Consider the following 22510-nt stretch of genomic DNA (forward strand, 5'->3'; position numbering starts at 1 on the left):
TATATTATCGAATCCGCTTCTTCTATGATTTGGAAGTAAGATTCACGAGCAATTCTATTCAGGAGGAGGTCAGTCATGTTTAAGAAGAAAGGTTTTTTTTATGAATTAAATAAGAATAAAATCATGTTTTTGATGATAGCACCGACCCTGCTTTTTTTCTTAATAAATTCTTATGCTCCAATGGTCGGCATCTATTATGCATTCACAAGTTATGATTTTGCAGGTGGTTTATTTGGAAGTCCGTTTGTAGGATTAGACAATTTTAAATTTTTAACGCAATCTGGAATTCTGTTGAAGTTGACAATCAATACGCTTGGATACAACGTGGTTTTTATCATATTAGGTAACGTGGTATCTATAGGGGCAGCAATCCTATTAAGTGAAGTCCGAGGGAAGCTATTTAAAAAGTTATCACAATCCATTATGTTTCTACCCTACTTCGTTTCGTTTGTTCTGATTAGTGTTTTAGCGTTTAACATGTTTAATGCTGATTCCGGTTTTATTAATCAGTTACTCAAATCGTTCGGATTGGATCCAGTAGACATATACAATACACCATGGCTCTGGCCATTTCTGATTACAGCATTTTATATATGGAAAAACTTAGGTTATTCCATGGTCATTTATCTTGCATCCATCATGGGAATCAGCGATGAGTATTACGAAGCTGCCAAAATTGATGGCGCAAATATTTTTCAGCGAATCTGGTATATTACCATACCTATGCTGAAGTCAACATTTATCATTCTGCTCTTATTTGCACTCGGAAGCATTATGAAAGGTCAATTCGATCTGTTCTATCAGCTTGTCGGGAACAACGGAGTGCTCTTCAACGTTACGGATATTGTCGATACTTACGTTTATCGATCTTTGAAAGTTAATTTTGATATTGGTATGGCAACTGCTGCTGGCTTGTATCAGTCTATCTTCGGATTTGTAATGATTATGACAGTGAATTATATCATCAAGAAAATTAATGATGACTACGCATTATTCTAAAGTAGGGAGGAGGGATTACATTGGATGACAACATTCTAAGTTCTAGAGTTTTCCGAATGATGGCTTACCTGATTATTATGATTTTTTCTTTGCTCTGTCTCTTTCCTTTCCTTCTGATCATTTCAGGCTCATTGACAGCCAATGAATCCATTATTCGCGACGGTTTTCACTTGATTCCTAAAGTGTTCTCGCTGGAAGGTTATGAAATGGTATTTATTTTTCCAACTCAGCTAATCAAGGCTTATAGTGTTACGGTTTTTGTAACTGTGGTTGGAACGCTGGTGGGATTGTTTCTTATTACGATGGCAGGTTATGTGCTGCAGAGGAAAGATTTCAAGTATCGCAATCCATTGTCCTTCTTCATTTATTTCACAACGCTGTTTGGAGGGGGGCTTGTGCCCTGGTACATCATGCTGACTACATACTTTGGGCTGGCAGACACCTATGCCGTACTGATATTACCTGGTCTTATGACACCTTTTCTCATTATTTTAATGAAAAACTTTATCAAATCTGCGATTCCGGAAGAATTATTCGAATCAGCTAAAATTGATGGCGCGAACGACTTTAGGATCTACTACAGTGTCGTGCTGAAGCTTGCTATGCCTGGCATAGCGACTGTCGGTCTGTTCCTTGCTCTAACGTACTGGAACGACTGGTTCATGTCTTCCTTGTTCATTAATGACGCTAGCATGTATCAGCTTCAATACTATTTGTATAACACGATCAATACCATGATGTTCGTTTCTCAAATGGCCACTGGAACTGGGGTAACCCTAGGGCGTGAAATTCCGACAGAATCGACCAAGATGGCTATGGCGATCGTCGTTACAGGACCAATTATTTTCTTATATCCGTTTGTGCAGCGATATTTTGTGAAGGGATTAACGATTGGTGCGGTGAAGGGTTAGTACCGAAAGCAAACGAAAGAAACTCGTATGCGATCGGCTGACATAGATCATTCAATTAAGGGGAGGGTTAGTATGAGAAAAGGAAAAAAGAAATTGTTAACGATCGGCACTTCTTTATTCTTAACTGCAAGTTTGTTTGCTGGCTGCAGTGGTAATGCCAAAACTGGGGAGACTACGTCAAATACCAGCACGGAGGCTCCAACTGTAAAAGAAGAGGCTGTAAAAGAAGCAACTGGAATCGACACATCCAAGAAAGTGGAGCTTCAGTTCTATATGCTGGGCGATGCCCCAAAGGATTTAAAGCTCATTCAGGATGAAGTTAACAAAATGGCATTAGAAGATTTGAATGCAACCGTCAAATTCAACTTCACAACCTGGACAGACTGGGATCAGAAGTATAAGCTTCTGTTGTCCTCAGGGCAGCCGATTGACCTGATCTTTACGGCAGAATGGACGGATTACCAGTCATATGCGAAGAAAGGGGCTTTCCTTCCGCTAGATGATCTCATACCGAAGGCTGCACCTAAGCTGCAAGCATATGTACCGCAGGATTTCTGGGAAGCAGTCAAGGTTGATAAGAAAATTTACACCGTTCCAGCGATCTGGAAGGAGTATGTAAATGAGGGTATTGCCTATCGGGAAGATTTGCGCAAAAAGTATAATTTGCCAAAACCGGAATCACTCGAAACTTTAGAACAGTATTTGGAAGGTATACGCAAGAATGAACCGGATATGCTGCCTCTGGCGGATACTGAGGTCAGTCATACAGAATCCATCCGTCAAATGACAACTAAAACTGTGAATACCAACGATACCGTTCCATATGGACTTAACATCATGTATGACACTCCAAGAGACGTAACCTCCTATTGGGGCTCTCCGAAGCATTTGGAAGATTTAAAAGTGTTCAGGGGATGGCAAGAAAAAGGGTTCTTTATGAAGAATATGCTGAACATTAAAGATAGTGGTCATGATATATTTGCCAGCGGTAAAGCCGCAGCAATTTTAGGATCTGAGAATCCAAACCGCTTTGGTGATTCTGTTGTCAAAGTGAGAACACTGCACCCGGATTGGGAACTAGGCTATTCCCCATATCCAGATATGAAAGGGTTCTCTTCACCCGTTCACCCGATTCATAATGGCTTTGCAATTCCACGCAGCAGCAAAAATCCAGAAAGAGCGCTTGCTTTCTATGAGAAGATGGTCACTGATAAACGTTACAATTGGCTGACGCAATACGGTATTGAAGGTAAGCATTTTGAAATTGAGGATGGAAAATATTATAAAATGCTTGGTGATGTCCAATCAAACGGCTTCGCAAGAGAAGGTATGAATGGATGGGCATGGAGAAATCCGGAGTTCATGTTGTTTGATAAGAGCTATCAAGCTGTGCTAGATATGTTCACTGAATTAGATAAGATTGCAAAGCCAAATATTTTTCAGGGATTCCCAGAGGATTGGACGCCTTATCAAGCAGAGAAGGCAGCCCTTTTACAAGTTGAAAAGCAATACTTATATCCTTTGAATGATGGTTTGGTTAAGGATGTTGAAGGCGGCTTGAAGTTATTTATGGAAAAGGCCAAAAAAGCTGGTCTCGATAAAATTCAAGCGGAATACACGAAGCAGTGGATAAAGTATTTGGATGATAATAACATTAAGTAAGCTAGTCTAGCGTTACTTAGAGAGAACAACAGGACTAACGTCCTGTTGTTCTCTACTACAAAGGTGGAATTTTTATGAAGGTTCATTTTCATGGAACAGCTGCATTTGAAGGAATCCCTTCCTTATTCTGTCATTGTGAGACTTGTAAGCAAGCCAAAGTACTTGGTGGGAAAAATATCCGTACACGCACTTCGGTCTTGATTGATGAAGTACTTAAGATCGATTTTCCGGCGGACACCTTACATCATTCCATTCGTGATTCTGTAGATATGGATAAGGTTCGCGATTTATTGTTTACACATTCACATTCCGATCATTTGTATCCTGAAGATTTACTGATTCGTGCGCTTGGTTATGCTCAATTTAATGAAGAGGAAGAACTTCATCTATACGGTCATGATTTGCCTATTAAGCACTGTAGTCAATTGCTTGCCACGGAAAGGCATCGCTTCCAATTTCACAACTTGAAGCCCTTTGAAACCGTACAAACACAAACAGCTACGATTACGCCATTGCTTGCCAATCATGATTCTAAAGAAACTTGTTTATTGTATTACATTGAAAAAGATGGAAAAAAAATTTTCTATGGTCACGACAGCGGCTGGTTTCCTGAGCAGACATGGACATGGTTGAAAGGGAAAAAGCTGGATCTTGCTATTCTTGAATGTACGACTGGGAATGCCCCACATTGTGAAGTTCACATGAATGTTGAGGATACTCTAAAAACACGGGAATGGTTAGTCGAGAATCATGTTATGCAAGCAGAAGGGCGAATCGTAGTCACTCATTTCTCTCATAATGCTCATCTGTTGCATGAAGATTTGGTTCATATTTTTGAGCCGAATGGGATTACAGTAGCATTTGATGGGATGCAACTGGACATATGAGTTAGCGCATAAGTGAAATGAGGATATTTCTATGATTTCAATGGCAGTCTTTTTAGTTTTATTTTCAGGTATTACACATGCGGTATGGAACCTATTTACAAAGAGAAGTCTGAATAAATACGTATTTCTCTGGTCGATTCATATTGTTGGTACACTTGCTCTATTACCTTATTTTATTATTGAGCTGCTCCAAGTTGAGCTTCATGCGGAGACACTTGGCTATATGGCGATATCTGCATTATTTCAAGGGTCGTACTTCATTTTTCTCTCTAAATCGTATTCCTATGGTGATTTATCGCAGACCTATCCAATCATGCGAGGTACTGGTGTCATGCTAGTGACCTTGTTAAGTGTTTTGTTATTCGGGGATTCCTTAACTCTAGTAGGCTGGATAGGCTTTTGTTGTATCATAGTAGGGCTCTTTATTATTAGTGGAATCGTTAATCGTCATGCAAATCAAGGGGAAACGACTCATTCTATATCCATTCTTTATGCAATTGTAGTAGGGATGTGTGTTGCGGGCTATACATTAATGGACAAACTAATTGTCCAGCAATTATCTCCACTATCAACGCTTGAATTATCCAATATTAATTATGTAATCGTCGCTTTCTTCATGGTTATAAGAGCCGGTCGTAAACAAATCATAAGGGAATGGCAACAAAACTGGAAAATGATCTTGATTGGTTGTATTTGCTCGCCAGCTTCTTATTTTATGTTTCTGATGGCGATGAAGCTTGCTCCATTAGCTTCCATTGCGCCAATACGAGAAATTGGAACTGTTGTAGGTACGATTCTTGGCATACTTGTACTAAAAGAGAAGCAAGGCGTGCGAAGAATTATCATGTCGGCTGTGATTACCTGTGGGATCATCTCCATTGCCATATGGGGATAAGTTGATTTTACTAGAATTGAGGACTTAAAATTAATTATAAAATCAAAAAGTTCATAAAACTCAAAAAGTATCATGGGCGGAATGATGTAATAAGAGGTTTGAGCCCTTGTGTAGCAAGGGTTTTTTCTTGGAAATACGTCATTTGACCCTATAGTGTAAAAATGGAAGGCCTCTCGTAGTAATACGAGAGGCCTTCCATTCTGTTAAGCATTAGATAGTACGATTGAAATGATTCTTGATTAGAAGGAACGTTATCAGCAATAAATTCACAGGTGAGTATGCCTCATTCTAATTCTTGCTCTAAAACAGTTTTTACTAAACGACGTACTTCATCTGTTGATCTTGTATCCATTAATTGGTTTCTTAGTTCGCCTGCGCCTCTAAATCCACGAACATAGATTTTGAAAAAGCGCAGAAGTGGTTTAAATAAACGTGGCTCGAGTTCATTTGAATATTTATCATGAAGATCCAACTGTAATAGAAGTAAATGGAGAAAATCCTTCGCGCTATGTTCTTTAGGTTCTTTTTCAAAGGCAAATGGATTGGTGAAAATGCCGCGGCCAATCATGACGCCATCAACGCCATATTGTTCTACTAATTTTAATCCTGTTGCGCGGTCAGGAATATCTCCATTAATAGTTAACAACGTATTTGGAGCAATTTCATCGCGTAATTTTTTTATTTCAGGGATTAGTTCCCAGTGTGCGTCTACTTTACTCATCTCTTTTTTTGTACGCAGGTGAATGGAAAGGTTCGCAATATCTTGTTTCAATATATGTCCTAACCAATCGCGCCACTCGTCAATGTCAGAGTAACCCAATCTTGTTTTAACACTAACCGGCAATCCACCTGCTTTTGCTGCTTGAATAATTTCGGCTGCAACTTCAGGATGTTTTATTAATCCAGCACCTTTTCCATTGGATGCGACGTTTTGCGCTGGGCATCCCATGTTTAAATCGATACCACGAAAACCAAGTTTTTTCATATCAATACTCATCTGTTCAAAAAATACAGGTTTATCACCCCAAATATGAGCGACAATCGGTTGCTCATCTTCTGTGAACGTTAATCGACCACGTACACTGTCTTTTCCTACAGGGTGACAATAACTTTCTGTATTAGTGAATTCTGTGAAAAACACGTCGGGTTTTGCAGCTTCACTAATGACGTGACGAAATACAACATCTGTGACATCTTCCATTGGTGCTAATATAAAAAAGGCTTCGGTAAATCAAGCCAAAAGTTTTGTTCGTTACTCATATTATCCCCTCTTGTTGCAATATATAAAAACGATATATGCTAATAGCATAGTCCTTTACCCATCATACATAGTATCATTTCTTTTCGTTTAATGCACTTAAAACCCTTGTAAACACTGCACATGGAGGTTCGACTCCCCTTGCCTCCATGTGAAAAACCGTCAATCAAGGTTTCTGCGGATTGTAACAGATCACATCCTAGGTTAATATGTTCCCGCATACGAAACATATGATTGGATAATTCCATTAGCACATTTTGACCACGAACACTACTAACACATCAATTTGACTTGAAAATATAGGACTGAATTTTAAGGGGATTCGGATAGAAAACCTATAATAAGACCTGAAAAACACATACAACTCATCTAATATCATGGGCGGCATGATGTAATAAGGTTTCCTGTAAGGGATACCCCAGTTGACCACATTGTGTTATTTATGTCCCGATAATTTAAGACGACACCGCGTTAATGTTGTATGTATTTATGTGCAGTTCCTATACCCTTCTCTATTTCCTTTGAAGCACCGTTTATTTTCATATAAGGATTATCAACTAGTAGGAACTTTTTCATCTTCAAGCAGAGCTCTGAGTTTAACAGGTTGAGTGGCAGCAGTTAGCTGAACTGATGCTTTTAAAACCGGAGTATTCGGTAGTAATTGTTGATGTACCACTGCTTCTTGTTGGCGTGTTATTGAGATATCAATTTCTTTTTTTTTCGATCAGCTTAGAGCTTATAAGAGCATCCCCAAGTTAATGTTCTGCTCGAGTACAACTTTCAATGCCGGAATAGCGAGAAGGTCTTTTTTTGCTCCGTAAATTTTCCATACCCCAATCTGTGGATTGTCCTGTTCACTCGGCACTCCATATTTGTTACATTAATAGGATCAATAAAGAATGCGCTTACTTTTCGCGCGGCAAGGGGGCGGCATGTTCGGTTCGTTGAGATATCAGACCAAGATTTTTTTGATGCTGTCCGTCTTCTTGTTCGCTGTGCTTACTATTATTAACGTCATTTATTATTTCCGTAATGAATCGTTGATCGAAAATGATTTGGCGCAAAACAAGCAGCAGACGACGATCAAGCTTCAGGAGCAAGTTGACGACATGCTGGAGGAAATGGACAAACTTTCAATCTCCGTTAATGCATCCAACTCGATTATGGGCGTGTTGAAGGGGATTGCGTCCAATTCCGAAGTGAACTACTTCACCGCACATCCGGAAATTAACGCGGAGGTGCGTAATACGCTGTTGTCTTTCACGTCGCTGCAGCCGCTTAAAGGGAGAATCAGCATCGTCAGCCGCTTCGGCGATTATATGGGATTAAGTAACAAGATGGATAACGTGAAATCCAACAAATTCCAAGTGCGCGCCAAGCCGACGTTCCGGGAGTACTTGGCCATGGACGATTATAAACGGTTTTTGCCGCCCCATCCCGACCCATGGTCCGAATCGGGAGATCGAGTTGTTTCGATCGTACGGCCGCTCAGGGATAACTACAACGTGTACGGATATGTGGAGATCAGCTATTCGGTCATGGAGCTGGAGAACCTCTTTTTTTTCCGTAACGACCTGTCCTTCGGCAACGTGCTTATTCTAGGTCCCGATCGCGGCGTATTGTTCAGCAGCTTAAGTCCGGTCATTGCCGGTAATGTCGAGGAGAACGACCGCTTGAATATGCCGCTGGTTGAAGAATTCGGGCATTTCCGAATGCAGTTTTCCGGGACCGACGAGATGGTGTTTTATTCGAAGCTGACGGCGGCGGATTGGACAGTGCTGCTGATCGAGGACGTATCCGTTTACCACAGGCCTATCGCGTATTTGCGCTATAGCTCCGTTACAATTTTTTTGTCGGTGATGGTCGTGTTGCTGCTGACTCTCTATCTCTATACCAGCCGTGTGACAAGACCGCTAAGGAGACTGAAGGATTCACTAGCCAACGTCGACCTTGCGAAGCTGGAGCTTCTGCCCTCGAAGCTGAGAACCTCCAACGAAATTACGCTGCTTGGTGTAGCTTTTCAAGGTTTGCTCGACGAGCTGAAGCGGACGATGCGCCAAGAGGAGATGGCCAAGCAACGAGAGATGGTCGCGCAGATGAACGCACTACAAGCGCAGGTCAATCCTCACTTCCTCCATAATACGCTGACAGTCATTGCGGCCTACGGCAAAAGCTCGGGCAATCCGAAGGTTGTGGAAATGTGCATCGCGTTGTCTGATATGCTCCGATACACCATGAAGTTCGACAGGAAGGATTCTACCGTCGGGGCGGAGATGGAACATGTGGAGCAATACTTGACATTGATGCGGAGCAAGTACGAAGGATTCTTGGAAATTGAAATGAACATTGATCCGGATATAGGACCCGTTCCAATTCCGCGATTGTCTCTGCAACCTCTCGTTGAGAACGCATTTCAGCACGGGTTCGCGGGAATCGATCCGCCGTGGAAGCTTGCCGTGTCGGGGATGGTCAGCGACGTCACGTGGACTGTCTCAATAGTCGATAATGGAATCGGCTTATCGCCTGAGCTACTGGAGAAGGTTCGGCAGCAAATTGGGCGATTGAGAGGCGACCCCGGATCGGAGACGGACTGTCTTGCAGAAGAGAAAGGTGCGGGGGGAGGTATACCGATACGCGAGGGCAATGGTATCGGCCTTATGAATGTGGTTGCCCGGCTATACTTATTTTACGGTGATGCTGTAGAGGTAAGGGTAGACAGAGCTTCGACAGGCGGCGCGGTTTTTACAATAACGGGGAGGCGATAAGGGATGAACCGAATAATGCTGATCGAAGATGAACCGCCCATCCTTTATATGATTAAGGAAATGATCGAGTCTTCTCCCCTAGAATTTGTCGTGTCATATACGGCGTTCAACGGGGCGAAAGCACTAAAGATGCTGGAGGAAGGTGCAAAGCCGGACTTGATCGTGACAGACATCCGAATGCCGGTTATGGACGGACTTCAATTCATGAGGGAGCTGTCCGAGAGAGGGTACGAAATCCCATGCATCATCATGTCCGGTTACAGCGATTTTAACTATGCCCGAGAAGCCCTACAGCAGAATGCTTGGGATTATTTGCTTAAGCCGCTGAGGGAAGACCATCTGGAGCAAGCGCTGGCGAAAGCTTCCGTTATGCTTCGTAAGCGAAAATCTAAAGCGGAACGAGTCTATATGAAACGGGCATTGCAGCTCGCCGACGACTTCGGGGAGGAACAATCCGTAAATCCGGGATATCTACATTATCAGTTGCTGCTCATAAGGAGAGGACCCTACCGAACCGGCACATGGGAAGATCGTCTATCTTCGCTTGGCGATTTCAATCGCCACTGGGACGATGACGTCTTGGAGGCGGTGATTAGCCCCGAATGGAAGGCAGATCCTGTATGGTGGATAAGCGGATGGGCGTCGAATGAGAGAATCATGGTTCGCGCCTTGATGAATCCGCAATCGGGAGTCATTCTCCGGGAGGCTGCAGAATCCATGCTAGCCTCATGGTCTTCCCATGCGGAAGCGGATGAAGTGGCCATTAATATGGCTGTTTCCGTGTCCGTTGCCGAGGAGAGCCTTGCGGTTACGCTTCGTACGCTCAGGGAAGCATTGCCCCGCGAGACGAGGTTTGGTGAATCGCGCGTATGGATGCAAGGTGATATGCGCCGTCCTGGCTTCGTTTTGTCGTCTGAGCTGGATCAGGCCTGTCGTAGTTTAACTCATTCGGCCGACTATGAAACGTTCGAGAAGGCTATGCAAGGATGGGGAAGAGAGTGGCGTAAAGAAGACTATGGGCAGCCCGAGGTGGAGAGTTTATTCGCAGCGATCGTCCGTTCCTTCCATGCATATTGGCCGAAGGAAATCGCTTCGACAATTGCTGCTTTCGATGCGAACGAGCTTGTATCCGGGTGCCGAACACTGGATGAAGCGGTAAAGCAGTTCTGTGGATATATAAAGGAAGGATATGCAACTTTGGTCAAGAACCGCCCTGACCGTTCGGCGAAAGATTTGATGGAGGACGTACGTCGTTACTTGGAAGAACATTTCATGGAGTCGATCGGCAGCGACAAGCTTCAGCAAGTATTCGGCTATAACAAGACGTATATCTCCAATGTGTTCAGCGAAGTCTTCGGCATGCCGCCTGGCAAATATTTGGCGAAGCTCCGCATCGACAAAGCAATCGTACTTATTTTTGAACGACCAGAACTGTCGCTCCGCCAGATCGCGGAGCTCGTCGGCTACGAAGACAGTCTGTATTTCAGCAAGGTATTCAAAAACGCGACAGGGCTCAGCCCGAGGGAATACAAGGAGAGGTGGGAGAAGGATGGGCAAAACAGGGGGATATAATGTGTGGTTCTTCCGTATTTTCGCAGGGCTGCTGCTCGTCTTTGCAATGCTCTTCCTCTTCGGTTGCAGCGCAGACAAGAATGAGTCGGAGAGCATGATGGGGAAGACGCAGTCGGTTACGCTCACGCTGATGGCCAACCAGGATTGGACGGTCAAGCCGATTATTAAGCGTGCCATTGCTCTCTATGAGGACCAGACCAGCAACCGGATTGAGCTGCAGGCTCTTCCGATCGACACAGTCGATACATTAATCAGCAAGAGGGTCGCAATTGGCGAAATTACGGACTTGGTCATGCACTTCGGAGGGGCTGCACTCAGCGACTTACATCCTGAGCGTAACTTTTTCGATATGAGCGGTGAGGAATGGGTGGAGGACCTGACCGACGAGGTGAAGCCGCGCCTGTCCAAGGATGGCAGACTATACGGCTTACCCCTGTGGGAGGCTTCCACCAGCGGCACCTTGTATAATAAACGCATATTTGAAAATCTGGGCTTGCAGGTTCCTGAGACGCAGGAGGAATTTTTTGCCTTGTGCGAAAGGTTGTTGAAGGCAGGCATTGTTCCAGTCTATTTGGCTAGCAAAGACGTATGGCCGTTAATGCCTCAGTTCGGCATGGATTACTCAGCCGAACGGACGCCGGGATTGGTGGAAGCGCTAAATGCGAACAAAGTGAATTTGGCCGATGTGCCGGCTGTCCAGGAAGTTGTCGATTGGTACAGGACGATGTATGTCCGCGGATATTTCGGTAGCGATTCGTCGAACAACAACTGGGACGGCTTGCCGGCCGCGCTTCATAGCGGTGATTACGCCATGGTCATGTCATGGGACGTATATTTGTATTCCGATCTGGAGGTGAAGTATCCCGGATTGTCAGAGGATTTCGGTTTAATGCCCCTCTTTGTAGGTGGTAAGGACGCCAAGCTGTACGAAGGACCGAATGCAGCAATGATTATGGTGAACAAAAATGGAAACCATGCCAAGGAAGCGATGGAATTCATTCGTTTCCTTGCTCAGCCCGATGTCTTAAATAATGTTTACCGTAATCTGAAGACGGGAACGTATTTTGATAGTGTGACGACGAATCAGCTAACGCCTCAATATGTCCAAAATAAGGAGCAGATCGTTAGTCTGAGTTCTCCCTCCATCACTCCGTTTATCGTGGGGTACAACCAATATGAGATGGCCAAGTGGGTTCAGCAAGCGATGACAGGTACCATTACAACACGGGAGGCGCTGAACGGTATGGACAATTACCGCAAGCAGGTAGCGATCGACCGTGGCATCCCCGAGTTTCAATATCCCCGCTAAATGATGTGAGATTTCCATATCAACTCATGTGGAACGTCCATGTGCGCCTCCTTCAGCGCGTGTTACGCTATTTTTGCAAACGCTTCATATATGTTCGAAGGGGGATTTATCTATGAAGAAACCGGTCAACAGAACTTATTCTCTACTAAGTATGCTCCTCGTATTTACCATGATGCTAGCCGCATGCGGTACATCGAACGGGGGCAATAAGCCCGAAGCCAGTACATCAGCAGAAAACGATAAACCGTCCGCGACTTCGAGCAGCGAAGAACCCGTCACATTGAAATTTTGGACTTGGCATCCGTCTGCGGATCTCTACAAACCAGTTATCGAAAAATTCGAGGAAACACATCCAGGCATTAAAGTTGAGCTTACGGTCATGGAGAGTAAAGACTTCCAGACAAAGATGCCACTAGCGCTCAGCACACAGGAAAACCTAGATGTCGTGGGCGTTCAGACTGGAGCAATGCCAAAGCAAATTCAGGAGGATCTGCTGCCGCTAGAAGATCTACTATCCGAAACACGTCCGGATTGGCAATCGGTTATTAGTGAGAATAGCGTTGTACAGGCAAAGTCCCAGGCAGACAGTCTGAAGTTCTTGCCGATGGCTTCCGTCGGCTCGATGGTTATGTATTACAACAAAGATATTTTGGATGAGCTTGGTTTACCGGCACCGCAAACTTACGCGGAGTGGAAGGCCGTATCTGATAAGCTTCGTGAGACGAAGAGCGACAAGTTGTCTGTGGCCGTCGGCGGCAAGGACGCATGGATTATGGATGAGCTCGCCTGGACGATTGCTGGTCAGCAATCCGACCTGTTCAACCAGTGGCGATATAACGGCAAGAAGCTGGACGGACCTGAGTTTACGCAGGCAGTTGCTGGCTTCCAGAAAATTTTCGATGATGGCATTATAAGCAAAGACGACGTGCTCGATATGGACTACACGTCTTCCCGTACCGCTTTTACGTCCGGCCAAGCGGCATTTTTTATCCAAGGAACTTGGGAGGCGAACCTGCTGCTGGAGAGTTTCCGTAAGTCTAACCAAGTGGATGTGGGTGACATAGGCGTTCTGCCGATTCCGGCTATCGAGGCAAATGGCAAACCGTCAATCCGATCCTTCATCGATCTCGGTATTGCCATTCCGGCGCATTCCACACATCCGAAGGAAGCAATGCAACTGATCGACTTCCTCGTATTCGGTGAAGGCAATGACATGCTTGCCTCAACGTTCGCCTTCTCGACCAACAAGACGAGCTTTACGCCGGATGCTAGTCTGCTGACGACGCCGACAGCTCAGCAATCCTATAAGACGGTATCTGATTTGCTCAGTTCCCCGTCGGCCGACCGAAACAACAATTCTCCTTTCTCCGATGTAGCAGGACAGCAGCTTCAGAAGCTGCTCATAAGCAAACAGACGCCTGAAGAGACAGCCAAGGCCATTGAACAAGAATTCCAGACGGGCAAATACCCGAACGAATGATAGCAATGCCGGAGCTGCAGGTCACCTGCAGCTCCAGGCTTGCTAACCAGGGAGAGTGCATCTTATGAAAATCTCAGGCAGAGAACATGTTGTCGGGTTTATGTTTATCGCGCCGCTGCTGATTTTGTTTGCTGTGTTTTTGGTCTATGGATTTTATTTTATCGTGAATGCCAGCTTCTACGACCAGACGCTGTCGTTCAGGGATGCGACGTTCGTAGGTTGGGACAACTATGTCACCGCATTGTCGGATAACAGATTTTTGCGTTCAATTGTCAATAATTTGATTTATTCGGCGGCAGCTATTCTTATCAGCTTGTCGGTCGGATTTTTGATATCTGTCATATTGAACATGGGAATTAGAGGCTCCAAGCTGCTTGGCTCGCTGTTTTTTATTCCGTCTTTCATGCCGCTAGCCCTGATAGCGATGGTATTCTCCATCATGCTGGAGTTTCGCTTTGGCACGCTGAATCAGCTGCTACACGGTATCGGTCTTGATTTCCTTGCCCAGAGGTGGTTAAGCGATCCTACACTCGCTTACATGTCCGTCATCTCCATCTCCGTGTTTCTAATCGGGCTGTCTATGATGTACTATAATGCGGATATGACTACGATTAATACTGGCATACTCGAAGCAGCCGTCATCGATGGGGCTGGATTTGGGCGCATGTTATGGAACGTCTTGTTTCCGCTCCTCAAAAACGCTCACAAGACGATAATACTGTCCACGTTGCTCGGGAGCTTCCGAGAATTCGAGAGGGTGTTCTTGCTTACACAAGGCGGCCCGGCGGGTACAACGGAAAATTCGAGTGTTTATATCTATTCCTTTGCCCGGTCTGCTGGCGCGAATATCGGTTATGTCTGCGCGGCGTCCGTCATCGTGCTCCTTATCGCTCTGGGGATATCCGTCATCCAGCTTATCGCTTATCATCCTCGGACGGGAAAGGGGGGAAGGGCATGAATTTTTCTCTCGCAAACCGCAAGCAGAAAAGAATCATTAGCATATTTTTGTATGCTTTCGCTCTTGTTTGGGTGTTTCCGTTTTATACCGCTATCCGCAATTCGCTAAAAGTGAACGGGTTTCAGAATTACGTAGATTTGTTCACTAGTGATTTGAACGGCATTTCGCTTATAGGTACTTTCCGGAACTCGGCGCTTATTGCGATCGGCTCGACGTTTCTGCTGCTGTCGATAGGTGCGCTGTCTGCCTTCGCTTTCTCCAAGCTTCGCTTTTTCGCGAAGGAAGCTATTTACATAGCGGTTCTACTATGTCTGGCCGTACCTGGTGTTGTCATCTTGATTCCATTTTATTACATTCTAAAAAATTTGGATCTCTACAATACACTTTGGTCTGTCATCTTTTCGGAAGCGGTTCTTACATTGCCGTTCGCTGTCCTGATGCTGCGGAATTACTACGACAATTTGCCACCTGAGCTGATGGAGTCGTCTTCAATTGACGGGGCTTCCAAGATGCAGGCCTTCATACACATTTATTTGCCGCTATCCACCCCTGCGTTAATTAATCTCGGAGTGCTTTCGATCATGTGGTCATTCCAGGATTTTCTGCTCCCACTTATGTTCCTGACGGATAAGTCCATGCTGACCGCTACGGTTGCCGTCAATACGCTGAAGGGCTTATTCGGCTTCTCTCCAGCCGACCTGGGGAAATTCAATGCGGCGCTAGTTGTACTGGGGCTGCCGGGTATCATCATCTTTACGTTTGCACGCAAATTCATAACAAGTGGAATTACTTCTGGAGCAGTCAAAGATTAGGTAAATGCTTATGCTGCGAGCCTACACATTTAGGAGGATGAAACGATGAGACACGAAGAACAGACGCAGGTCAATTGTTACGTTAGTCCGTATGGGGACGACCGTGCTCCGGGAACAGAGAGCGAGCCGTTCGCCACCTTGGATCGGGCAAGAAGGGAACTTAGAAGTACGGGAACCGCGGGGGGGCGTTCGGCAACGGTTTGGCTTCGGGAAGGCACGCATTATGTGGAGGAGCCGCTCACGTTGACGGCGGAGGATTCCGGGACGGAAGAAGCTCCGATTCGCTACGGGGCCTACCCTGGTGAGCGACCTGTTGTTAGCGGAGGGATGCGGCTGCACGGGAATTGGGAACCATACCGGGAAGGCATCTGGGTATGCGAAATCCCGGAGTGGCGAGGCGTCTCGAAGGAGAGCTTGTTCACCGAGCTGTTCGTTAACGGAGTGAGGCAGACACGGGCCCGCTATCCGAATAAATTAAATGGCGGACCTACTTATTTGCGTCCTCTCCATGAACCGGCTACGTGGCCTCACGCTGAATTCGCCTTTGATCCCGTCACATTTACCGGCAAGAATTGGGCGCATCCGGAAGATGCGGTCGTGCACATCTTCGGCAAAAACCAATGGGGCAACCTGCAATGGCGCGTGAAGGAAGTGGACCGCGAAGCGGGCTTTATCCGTCTCGGCGACGGAGGCTATCAAATTAACGACATTATGCAAGGAGCCGATGCCACCGGCATTGACCAGCATTCCGATTATTACATTGAGAATGTGTTCGAGGAGCTAGATGCGCCGGGCGAATGGTATGCGGACCGGGAATGCGGCCTTCTCTACTATTATCCGCATGATGGCATCGATCTCAGTACTTCCATTGTGGAAGTGCCAGTCTTGGAGAGCATCGTCTTATGCAGAGGAACGCAGCGGAATCCCGTCCAGCATGTAATATTTAACGGACTAACCTTTAGGCATACGGCACCGACTTACCTTCAAGCGTACGAGGCGCCCTCGCTAGGAGACTGGACTATCCACAGGGGAGGAGCCGTCTTTCTGGAAGGGGCGGAGCATTGCGAGATTGCATATTGCCGTTTCGACGCGGTGGGGGGAAATGCCGTGTTCATGAACCTTTACAACCGGGGGAACCGGGTACATGGCTGTTGGATGCATGACATCGGAGAAAGCGGCATTTGTCTGGTCGGCTCTAAGCCGCTCACGCTTGGTAGCCAACATGCTTACCCTGCCGAAATTACGGTCAGCAACAACAAAATTCACGATATCGGCGTATACGGGAAGCAGACGGCCGGCGTGTTCATCTCGGTCAGTAGAGACAATGTCATCAGCCATAACGAAATATTCCGACTGCCGCGAGCAGCTATCTGCATAAACGACGGCACTTGGGGCGGGCACATCATTGAGTTTAATGATATCTACGACACGGTTAGAGAGACCGGCGATCACGGCCCCTTCAATTCATGGGGACGAGACCGATTCTGGTGCCTGTCCCAATCCCACGGACCCGCGTCGCATGGCGCAGGAGATGTCTGTCTAGATGCCCAGAATCCGGTCGTCATTCAGAGCAATCGGTTCCGTGACCGAAAAGGATGGGGCATCGATCTGGATGACGGCTCCTCCAATTACGTTGTGCGGGAAAACTTGTGCATCGGGGTATCGATTAAACTTCGGGAAGGCGATCACCGAACGGTCGAAAACAATATTTTCGTGAATGGTGCTAATCCTCCCGGCATCCATATCGGATACGAGGGGAACAGCGACCGATTCATCCGGAACATCGTTGTTGCGAACAGTGAATGGGATAACCCAGAGGTCGACATCGATTTCCAGAAAGGTGCTTCCAAAGGCGTATTGTATGAGTTCATCGGCCCTCCCGCTCATGGCGGATGGGTGCGGGAGCTGGATGGCAATGTGTTCTACAACGATGTGGGACGGTTTCTTGCTACCGTCCATTATCGTCCACTAGGGAGCCGGACCGAAACGTACGAATGGTCCGAGTGGCAGGCGCTGGGTTGGGATGTCCATTCTGTATTCGGTGCCCCGTTGTTCATCGATCCCGAGGGAGGAGATTATCGCGTTAGACCGGAATCCCCCGCACTGGCGCTTGGATTCCGAAACTTCCCGATGGATCGTTTCGGCTTGGAAGATGATTTCCCTGACTTCGGCTGACTTCGGAGAGGAAGACGTGGACATTCATTCCGCTAACGAGGGTATTTCGTAAGATCGAACCCGTATTTCGTTGGAATAACGGAATGGATGGACCGCTGTCTCTTCCAAATCGCCTATCACTCGATCCTCCCCCTTATGAACAAACCTCCGTAGTCTCATAATCTGCAAGTCTGTTAATTGTTGTCCACTTTTATTCTAGCAGCACGAAGCCAATCGTTGAGACGTTCTCACTATATCCTTGCTTAATGCTACTAATGGAAAGCGCTTTCAATTAACTGAAGGGAGGTGCAACTGTTATGTCATAAAGGATTAGCTTCTATCATGAATGAAAATAAGAAGGAGGCGAATGGAAAATGAGAGCAAAAAAGTGGTTGGCGATGGTATTGGTGTTAGTTTTGGTTCTTCCTTTCCTGCCCGCGGCGAATGTGTCAGCACAAGCCCAGCAAGGCGGAACGATTGTGCTTAACCCGGCAAGAACGATCGATAATTTGGAGATGCTGCCGGCGGCGGCGGCGGAACGGGACGATGCGATCACCATATTTAACGCCGGGGTGCCAAAATATTTTTGGATCAACAATTTTGGTGCAAGAAGCAGCGATAGTTTGAAATGGACTGTGCGTTCGGATTTGAACGAAAAGACCGATTATTTTGTTTGGCTGCATTTAAAAGCATCGGCAGGCACGCAGTTCAAACTGACCGTTACGCAATCTCAATCCTCTACAGAAACGAACTTTACTAAATCCCATAATGGTTGGGAAGTAGCGGAAGTTGGCGCACTGAAAATCCCGCCAGGGGAAAGTACGATCACGCTTACGAAGGTGACAAGTGCTAATCAGAATATCTCCATTAAAGGGCTCGATATGATTCGCCTTTCCGACAAGGCGGCATACTTGGACAGGGTGGCCTCTTATAAAACCGATGGAAGCGAGCAACGGGCCGAATTCGCCAATTCCGGCTACGGTTTGTTTTTCCAGTACGGCACATGGGGGTACCCTCAATTCGGATCGAAAAAGAACGCGGAAGATTCCACGAATGATTTTGATGTCGAAGCGTTTGTAGACATGTTGGAAGATACGGGCGCAAACTTCGTCATCTGGTCGATCACATGGTGGCAATACAGAATGCAAATGCCTGTACAGGCGGTTGACGACATCATGGGCAATTCTTCGCTGACGACGGAACGCAATCTAGTGGGTGAAATCGCCGCGGCTGCCAAGGCCAGAGGCATCGACTTTTACTTGTATTACCACCAAGGCATTCAGCAGGAGCCAGATTGGAAGGCGAAACAAAATTGGCCAAACGATTTTACAAAATACGGAGTCGGGGATCGCAGTACATTTATTAATAACTGGGAGCAAGTCGTTACGGAGATAGGCACAACTCTGGGAACGAATTTAGACGGCTGGTTTTTTGACGATGGCTGCGTCTATTATCCTGCGCCGTTCGAGAGAATGGCCAGCGCGACGAAGGCGGGCAACCCGAATCGGATTGTATCTTATAATTCCTGGGAAGGGACGAAGATCACCGAGTTCCAAGATATGATTTTTGGCGAAGGCACTTGGGGAGACATCACGGAGCCTACGACAGACGGTATATTCCAGGTGGGCAGAGAAGCAGGCCTGCAGCAAGTGGGGATGCCGATGTTGAATAACGATAACTGGGGCATTACGAGCCAGAACGAAACGATTGATCTGACGGTTAATACGAATACGTTGATTGCCAAAGTGAAAAGCGCGTCAGAGAGAAAGGTGCCCGTTGCCCTTAACATCAAAATGTGGGAGGGCGGCACGATCGGTGATTCCACCATTCAAGCTCTCTTTGCGTTGAAGAAAGCGATCCATCAAGCAGAGTTCGAGCCGGAAGTGTTGGTGAACGATAACGACACCCGGATCAAGTACTCGGAGGATACCGGCTGGACCTATGGCCCGGACATCTACAGCGGTTACTATAACAATGATACCCATTATTCCAAGAATACGGCGGCATCACCATCCGTCGAATTTGAGTTTACGGGTACCGGCATTGGTGTTATCGGCAAAAAAGCGCCATGGTCGGTGAATATGGACGTCTATATGGATGGAGATATCGTGACGGGCACAATTACGGGCAGCGGGGCCTTTAACGGTACACCTGAACAAAACCAATTCGAAGCTTACAAAAAGACGGATCTGTCATACGGGACCCATCAAATCAAAGTGGTGTATAAGTCCGGAGCCCAAGAGGCGCAATTGGATGCATTTAAGGTTTATAACAATAGCGGTGAGCCGCCTGAAGACATATATTCTGTAAAAAAGTTGCTGATTTCCAGCGAAAGCGATGACATGGGATTATCATCGTCTATGCAAATGATGGCTTCCGTCATCCCGCAATACGCAAGCGACAAATCAGTCGAATGGTCTGTCACAACTGTTGCCGGTGGTGCCACAACTCTTGCCGCGATCGACAGCAATGGATTGTTGACATCCAATCAGACTGCGGGAATGGTTAATGTTATCGCCAGAGCCAAATCAAATGCGGCTATCGTTGCGGAGAAGCTCATAACGATCAAAGTGCTGCCGAAAGTGACAACGGTCTACGGAAACGACCCAGCTATCGTGAAGACTGGCAAGTGGACGACTAGAGATTCCAATAAATCGATCGATTCAACAGTGGCGGGAGCAACGGCCAGTCACAGCTTTACAGGCAATTTCATCGAATGGTATGGCGTTATCGGCGACGATCACGGCATTGCCGATGTCTATATCGACGGTCAATACGTAACGAACGTAGATCTGTATTCGACGAGCCGAGAAACAGGAGCTTTGCTGTTCCGTTCGGAAGATTTGGGAGGCGGTCAGCACACGATCAAAATTGAGGTGCAGGACAGCAAAAACCAAGCGTCGTCGAATAGCTATGTAGAGGTGTATTCATTCCGAATTGAAGAGTCTGTTAATAGTGCATCTACGGACAAAAAGGAGATTAAAGATTTAATCTATTATGTTGAAGAACAGAAATTAACGCTGGATTATCCCTATCTCATACCAGTGGTCAAGGAAGCTATCGAAAAAGCGCTGGAAGAAGCATATGTAATCTATATGAAGGATGATGCATCCAAAGTAGAAATCACGGCTGCCTATGAAAACCTTCTTGGGAAAGTGCATTTATTGAGTTTTACAGGCAACAAGACGGAATTGAACCACTTGTATAACTTATATGAGGACTTCGCGCAAGGCGATGTGCAAGACGAAGTATGGGGAGTATTTCAGGCGGCATTGGCGGTAGCGAAGGAAACGTTAGCCGAAGTGAATGTATTACAGGCTGAAATCGATCTGGCAAAAATTGAACTACAAAGTGCAATCGATCGTTTGGGTACGACATCGCCAACCACCTATACCGTAACATTCAACAGCAATGGTGGCAGCGATGTTTCTACCCTGACAAATGTTACTAGCGGCAGCGCGATCACGACACCCATTCCTGCCAGAACAGGATATGTCTTTAACGGTTGGTATAAAGAATCGACATTTAAAAACGCATGGAATCTTTCAACGGACAAAGTAACGGGAAACATTACTCTGTATGCGAGATGGGTAGAGAATACACCGACAGGACCAACAGAACCAACACAACCAACACAACCGACACAACCGACACAGCCGACACAGCCGACACAGCCAACACCATCAACACCAGAAATATCGAAAGGCGGAATTGTTGTTGAAAATCTAAAACCGAACAAAGCCGGAAATGCAATTCTAGAGATCGGTGAGCGGGATATGGATGCGGCTATAAAAGCTGCTGAGGTCAAAAAAGATGGAAGTAAGCAAATAACTATAAGTCTTAATAGCAAGGAAGATATACAACAATATACGATAACCATACCTTTAGATTCGGCAGCAAAGGAAAAGGCTGATATTGTGCTGGGAACAGCAATTGGTAGCGTTACATTACTGAATCATGTCGTAAAAGAGCTGGCAACTGATAAAAACAGCAAGATCGATTTGATCATAAGTATTGCTGATAAAAATCTTTGGACTAAGGAGATACAGCGACTTGTAGGAGACAGACCGATTGTAGATGTGAAACTTTTGCAAAATCATAAAAAAACAAATGCAACCGCAAAAGTGTCTATAAATTATGATCCAAATGAACAGGAATGGGCTGATTCTGAACATATTGTAGTTTATGAAGTAGCGAATGACGGTTCAATTGTGATAAAAGCGAATGGCAAATATGATGCAGCAACCGGAACAGTTACAGTATCAGGACAAGCAAATGGAACCTATGCAGTAGGTTTTGTTAAGAAGACATTTGACGATACATTAAACGTTAAATGGGCTGAAAAACAGATATCGGTACTTGCATCCAAAGGAATAATAAATGGAACAAGTGAAACTAGCTATTCACCTGAAAAGAGTATAACAAGAGGGGATTTCTTGAAGCTGTTAGTAGATATCCTGGAGCTTAGCGCTGATGCCAACAATAACTTTCATGATGTGGCAGAAGATGCCCACTATTTTAGGCAGATTGCAATAGCCAAGGCATTGGGCTTGGCAACCGGTGCAGGAAACAATCATTTTTATCCGGAATCCGAGATTAGCAGACAGGATATGATCGTACTGATAGATAGAGCGTTGAAGATTGCAGGGAAAGCGCCTAGCCAAGGGGATAAGTCTGACTTGGATTCATTTGCCGATGTGGAGAAAATTTCTGGTTATGCATTAGAGAGCATAGCGTCATTGGTAAGAGAAGGAATTATATCGGGCACCGGCAGTGGAATTGATCCGAAAGGAACGACAACCAGAGCGCAGGCAGCTGTAGTGCTTTATAACTTGTATAAAAGATGAC

The 22510-nt window shown here is 45.8% G+C and carries 13 protein-coding genes and 2 pseudogenes; 14 read left to right on the forward strand and 1 reads right to left on the reverse strand.

Features of this window, described 5'->3' with window-relative positions; all coding sequences use genetic code 11:
* Positions 1 to 75: 75 nt before the first annotated feature.
* The 5 genes from L1028_RS03150 (at position 76) to L1028_RS03170 (ending at position 5354) form a co-directional block, all read left to right on the forward strand.
* Positions 76 to 999, forward strand: coding sequence for an ABC transporter permease (locus L1028_RS03150; RefSeq protein WP_234531201.1), 924 nt, complete (start codon positions 76 to 78; stop codon positions 997 to 999).
* Positions 1000 to 1055: 56 nt separating this feature from the next.
* On the forward strand, positions 1056 to 1910 hold the full coding sequence (locus tag L1028_RS03155) for a carbohydrate ABC transporter permease (protein ID WP_423803009.1): 855 nt from the start codon (positions 1056 to 1058) through the stop codon (positions 1908 to 1910).
* Positions 1911 to 1982: 72 nt separating this feature from the next.
* On the forward strand, positions 1983 to 3572 hold the full coding sequence (locus L1028_RS03160) for an extracellular solute-binding protein (RefSeq protein WP_234531202.1): 1590 nt from the start codon (positions 1983 to 1985) through the stop codon (positions 3570 to 3572).
* Positions 3573 to 3646: 74 nt separating this feature from the next.
* On the forward strand, positions 3647 to 4459 hold the full coding sequence (locus tag L1028_RS03165; protein WP_234531203.1) for an MBL fold metallo-hydrolase: 813 nt from the start codon (positions 3647 to 3649) through the stop codon (positions 4457 to 4459).
* A 31-nt stretch (positions 4460 to 4490) separates the two neighbouring features.
* On the forward strand, positions 4491 to 5354 hold the full coding sequence (locus L1028_RS03170; protein ID WP_234531204.1) for a DMT family transporter: 864 nt from the start codon (positions 4491 to 4493) through the stop codon (positions 5352 to 5354).
* Between the two features lie 283 nt (positions 5355 to 5637).
* Here L1028_RS03170 and L1028_RS03175 read toward each other — a convergent pair.
* A pseudogene (locus L1028_RS03175) lies at positions 5638 to 6614 on the reverse strand (tRNA dihydrouridine synthase).
* Positions 6615 to 7544: 930 nt separating this feature from the next.
* Between L1028_RS03175 and L1028_RS03180 the strand changes: the two are divergent.
* From L1028_RS03180 to L1028_RS03215, 9 genes and pseudogenes are all read left to right on the forward strand, one after another.
* On the forward strand, positions 7545 to 9377 hold the full coding sequence (locus L1028_RS03180) for a cache domain-containing sensor histidine kinase (protein ID WP_234531205.1): 1833 nt from the start codon (positions 7545 to 7547) through the stop codon (positions 9375 to 9377).
* Between the two features lie 3 nt (positions 9378 to 9380).
* The gene (locus L1028_RS03185; RefSeq protein WP_234531206.1) at positions 9381 to 10949 is read left to right on the forward strand and encodes a response regulator; all 1569 of its coding nucleotides are present in this window, start codon (positions 9381 to 9383) and stop codon (positions 10947 to 10949) included.
* Complete coding sequence (locus tag L1028_RS03190) at positions 10927 to 12258, forward strand: ABC transporter substrate-binding protein (protein ID WP_234531207.1); 1332 nt, start codon at positions 10927 to 10929, stop codon at positions 12256 to 12258. Before L1028_RS03185 ends, L1028_RS03190 begins: the two co-directional genes overlap by 23 nt.
* Before the next feature lie 112 nt (positions 12259 to 12370).
* A complete protein-coding gene (locus L1028_RS03195; protein ID WP_234531208.1) occupies positions 12371 to 13738 on the forward strand; it encodes an ABC transporter substrate-binding protein in 1368 nt (455 codons plus the stop codon).
* Between the two features lie 64 nt (positions 13739 to 13802).
* Positions 13803 to 14696 carry a carbohydrate ABC transporter permease gene (locus L1028_RS03200; RefSeq protein ID WP_234531209.1) on the forward strand — a complete coding sequence of 298 codons (894 nt, stop codon included), beginning with the start codon at positions 13803 to 13805 and terminating at the stop codon, positions 14694 to 14696.
* Entirely contained in the window at positions 14693 to 15508 is an 816-nt protein-coding gene (locus tag L1028_RS03205; RefSeq protein WP_234531210.1) for a carbohydrate ABC transporter permease, read from the forward strand. Before L1028_RS03200 ends, L1028_RS03205 begins: the two co-directional genes overlap by 4 nt.
* 327 nt (positions 15509 to 15835) lie before the next feature.
* A pseudogene (locus tag L1028_RS31855) lies at positions 15836 to 16291 on the forward strand (hypothetical protein); the annotation flags it as partial.
* Between the two features lie 66 nt (positions 16292 to 16357).
* Positions 16358 to 17683, forward strand: coding sequence for a right-handed parallel beta-helix repeat-containing protein (locus L1028_RS31600; RefSeq protein WP_480246917.1), 1326 nt, complete (start codon positions 16358 to 16360; stop codon positions 17681 to 17683).
* Positions 17684 to 18036: 353 nt separating this feature from the next.
* Complete coding sequence (locus tag L1028_RS03215; RefSeq protein ID WP_234531212.1) at positions 18037 to 22509, forward strand: S-layer homology domain-containing protein; 4473 nt, start codon at positions 18037 to 18039, stop codon at positions 22507 to 22509.
* The last annotated feature ends 1 nt before the right edge of the window (position 22510 follow it).

The organism is Paenibacillus pseudetheri, from assembly GCF_924513355.1.
Lineage (GTDB): Bacteria > Bacillota > Bacilli > Paenibacillales > Paenibacillaceae > Paenibacillus_AQ > Paenibacillus_AQ pseudetheri.

Coding starts and splice junctions, on each gene's coding strand:
- L1028_RS03150 (WP_234531201.1), top strand. CDS start 76: ATGTTTAAGAAGAAAGGTTTTTTTTATGAATTAAATAAGAATAAAATC.
- L1028_RS03155 (WP_423803009.1), top strand. CDS start 1,056: ATGATGGCTTACCTGATTATTATGATTTTTTCTTTGCTCTGTCTCTTT.
- L1028_RS03160 (WP_234531202.1), top strand. CDS start 1,983: ATGAGAAAAGGAAAAAAGAAATTGTTAACGATCGGCACTTCTTTATTC.
- L1028_RS03165 (WP_234531203.1), top strand. CDS start 3,647: ATGAAGGTTCATTTTCATGGAACAGCTGCATTTGAAGGAATCCCTTCC.
- L1028_RS03170 (WP_234531204.1), top strand. CDS start 4,491: ATGATTTCAATGGCAGTCTTTTTAGTTTTATTTTCAGGTATTACACAT.
- L1028_RS03180 (WP_234531205.1), top strand. CDS start 7,545: ATGTTCGGTTCGTTGAGATATCAGACCAAGATTTTTTTGATGCTGTCC.
- L1028_RS03185 (WP_234531206.1), top strand. CDS start 9,381: ATGAACCGAATAATGCTGATCGAAGATGAACCGCCCATCCTTTATATG.
- L1028_RS03190 (WP_234531207.1), top strand. CDS start 10,927: ATGGGCAAAACAGGGGGATATAATGTGTGGTTCTTCCGTATTTTCGCA.
- L1028_RS03195 (WP_234531208.1), top strand. CDS start 12,371: ATGAAGAAACCGGTCAACAGAACTTATTCTCTACTAAGTATGCTCCTC.
- L1028_RS03200 (WP_234531209.1), top strand. CDS start 13,803: ATGAAAATCTCAGGCAGAGAACATGTTGTCGGGTTTATGTTTATCGCG.
- L1028_RS03205 (WP_234531210.1), top strand. CDS start 14,693: ATGAATTTTTCTCTCGCAAACCGCAAGCAGAAAAGAATCATTAGCATA.
- L1028_RS03215 (WP_234531212.1), top strand. CDS start 18,037: ATGAGAGCAAAAAAGTGGTTGGCGATGGTATTGGTGTTAGTTTTGGTT.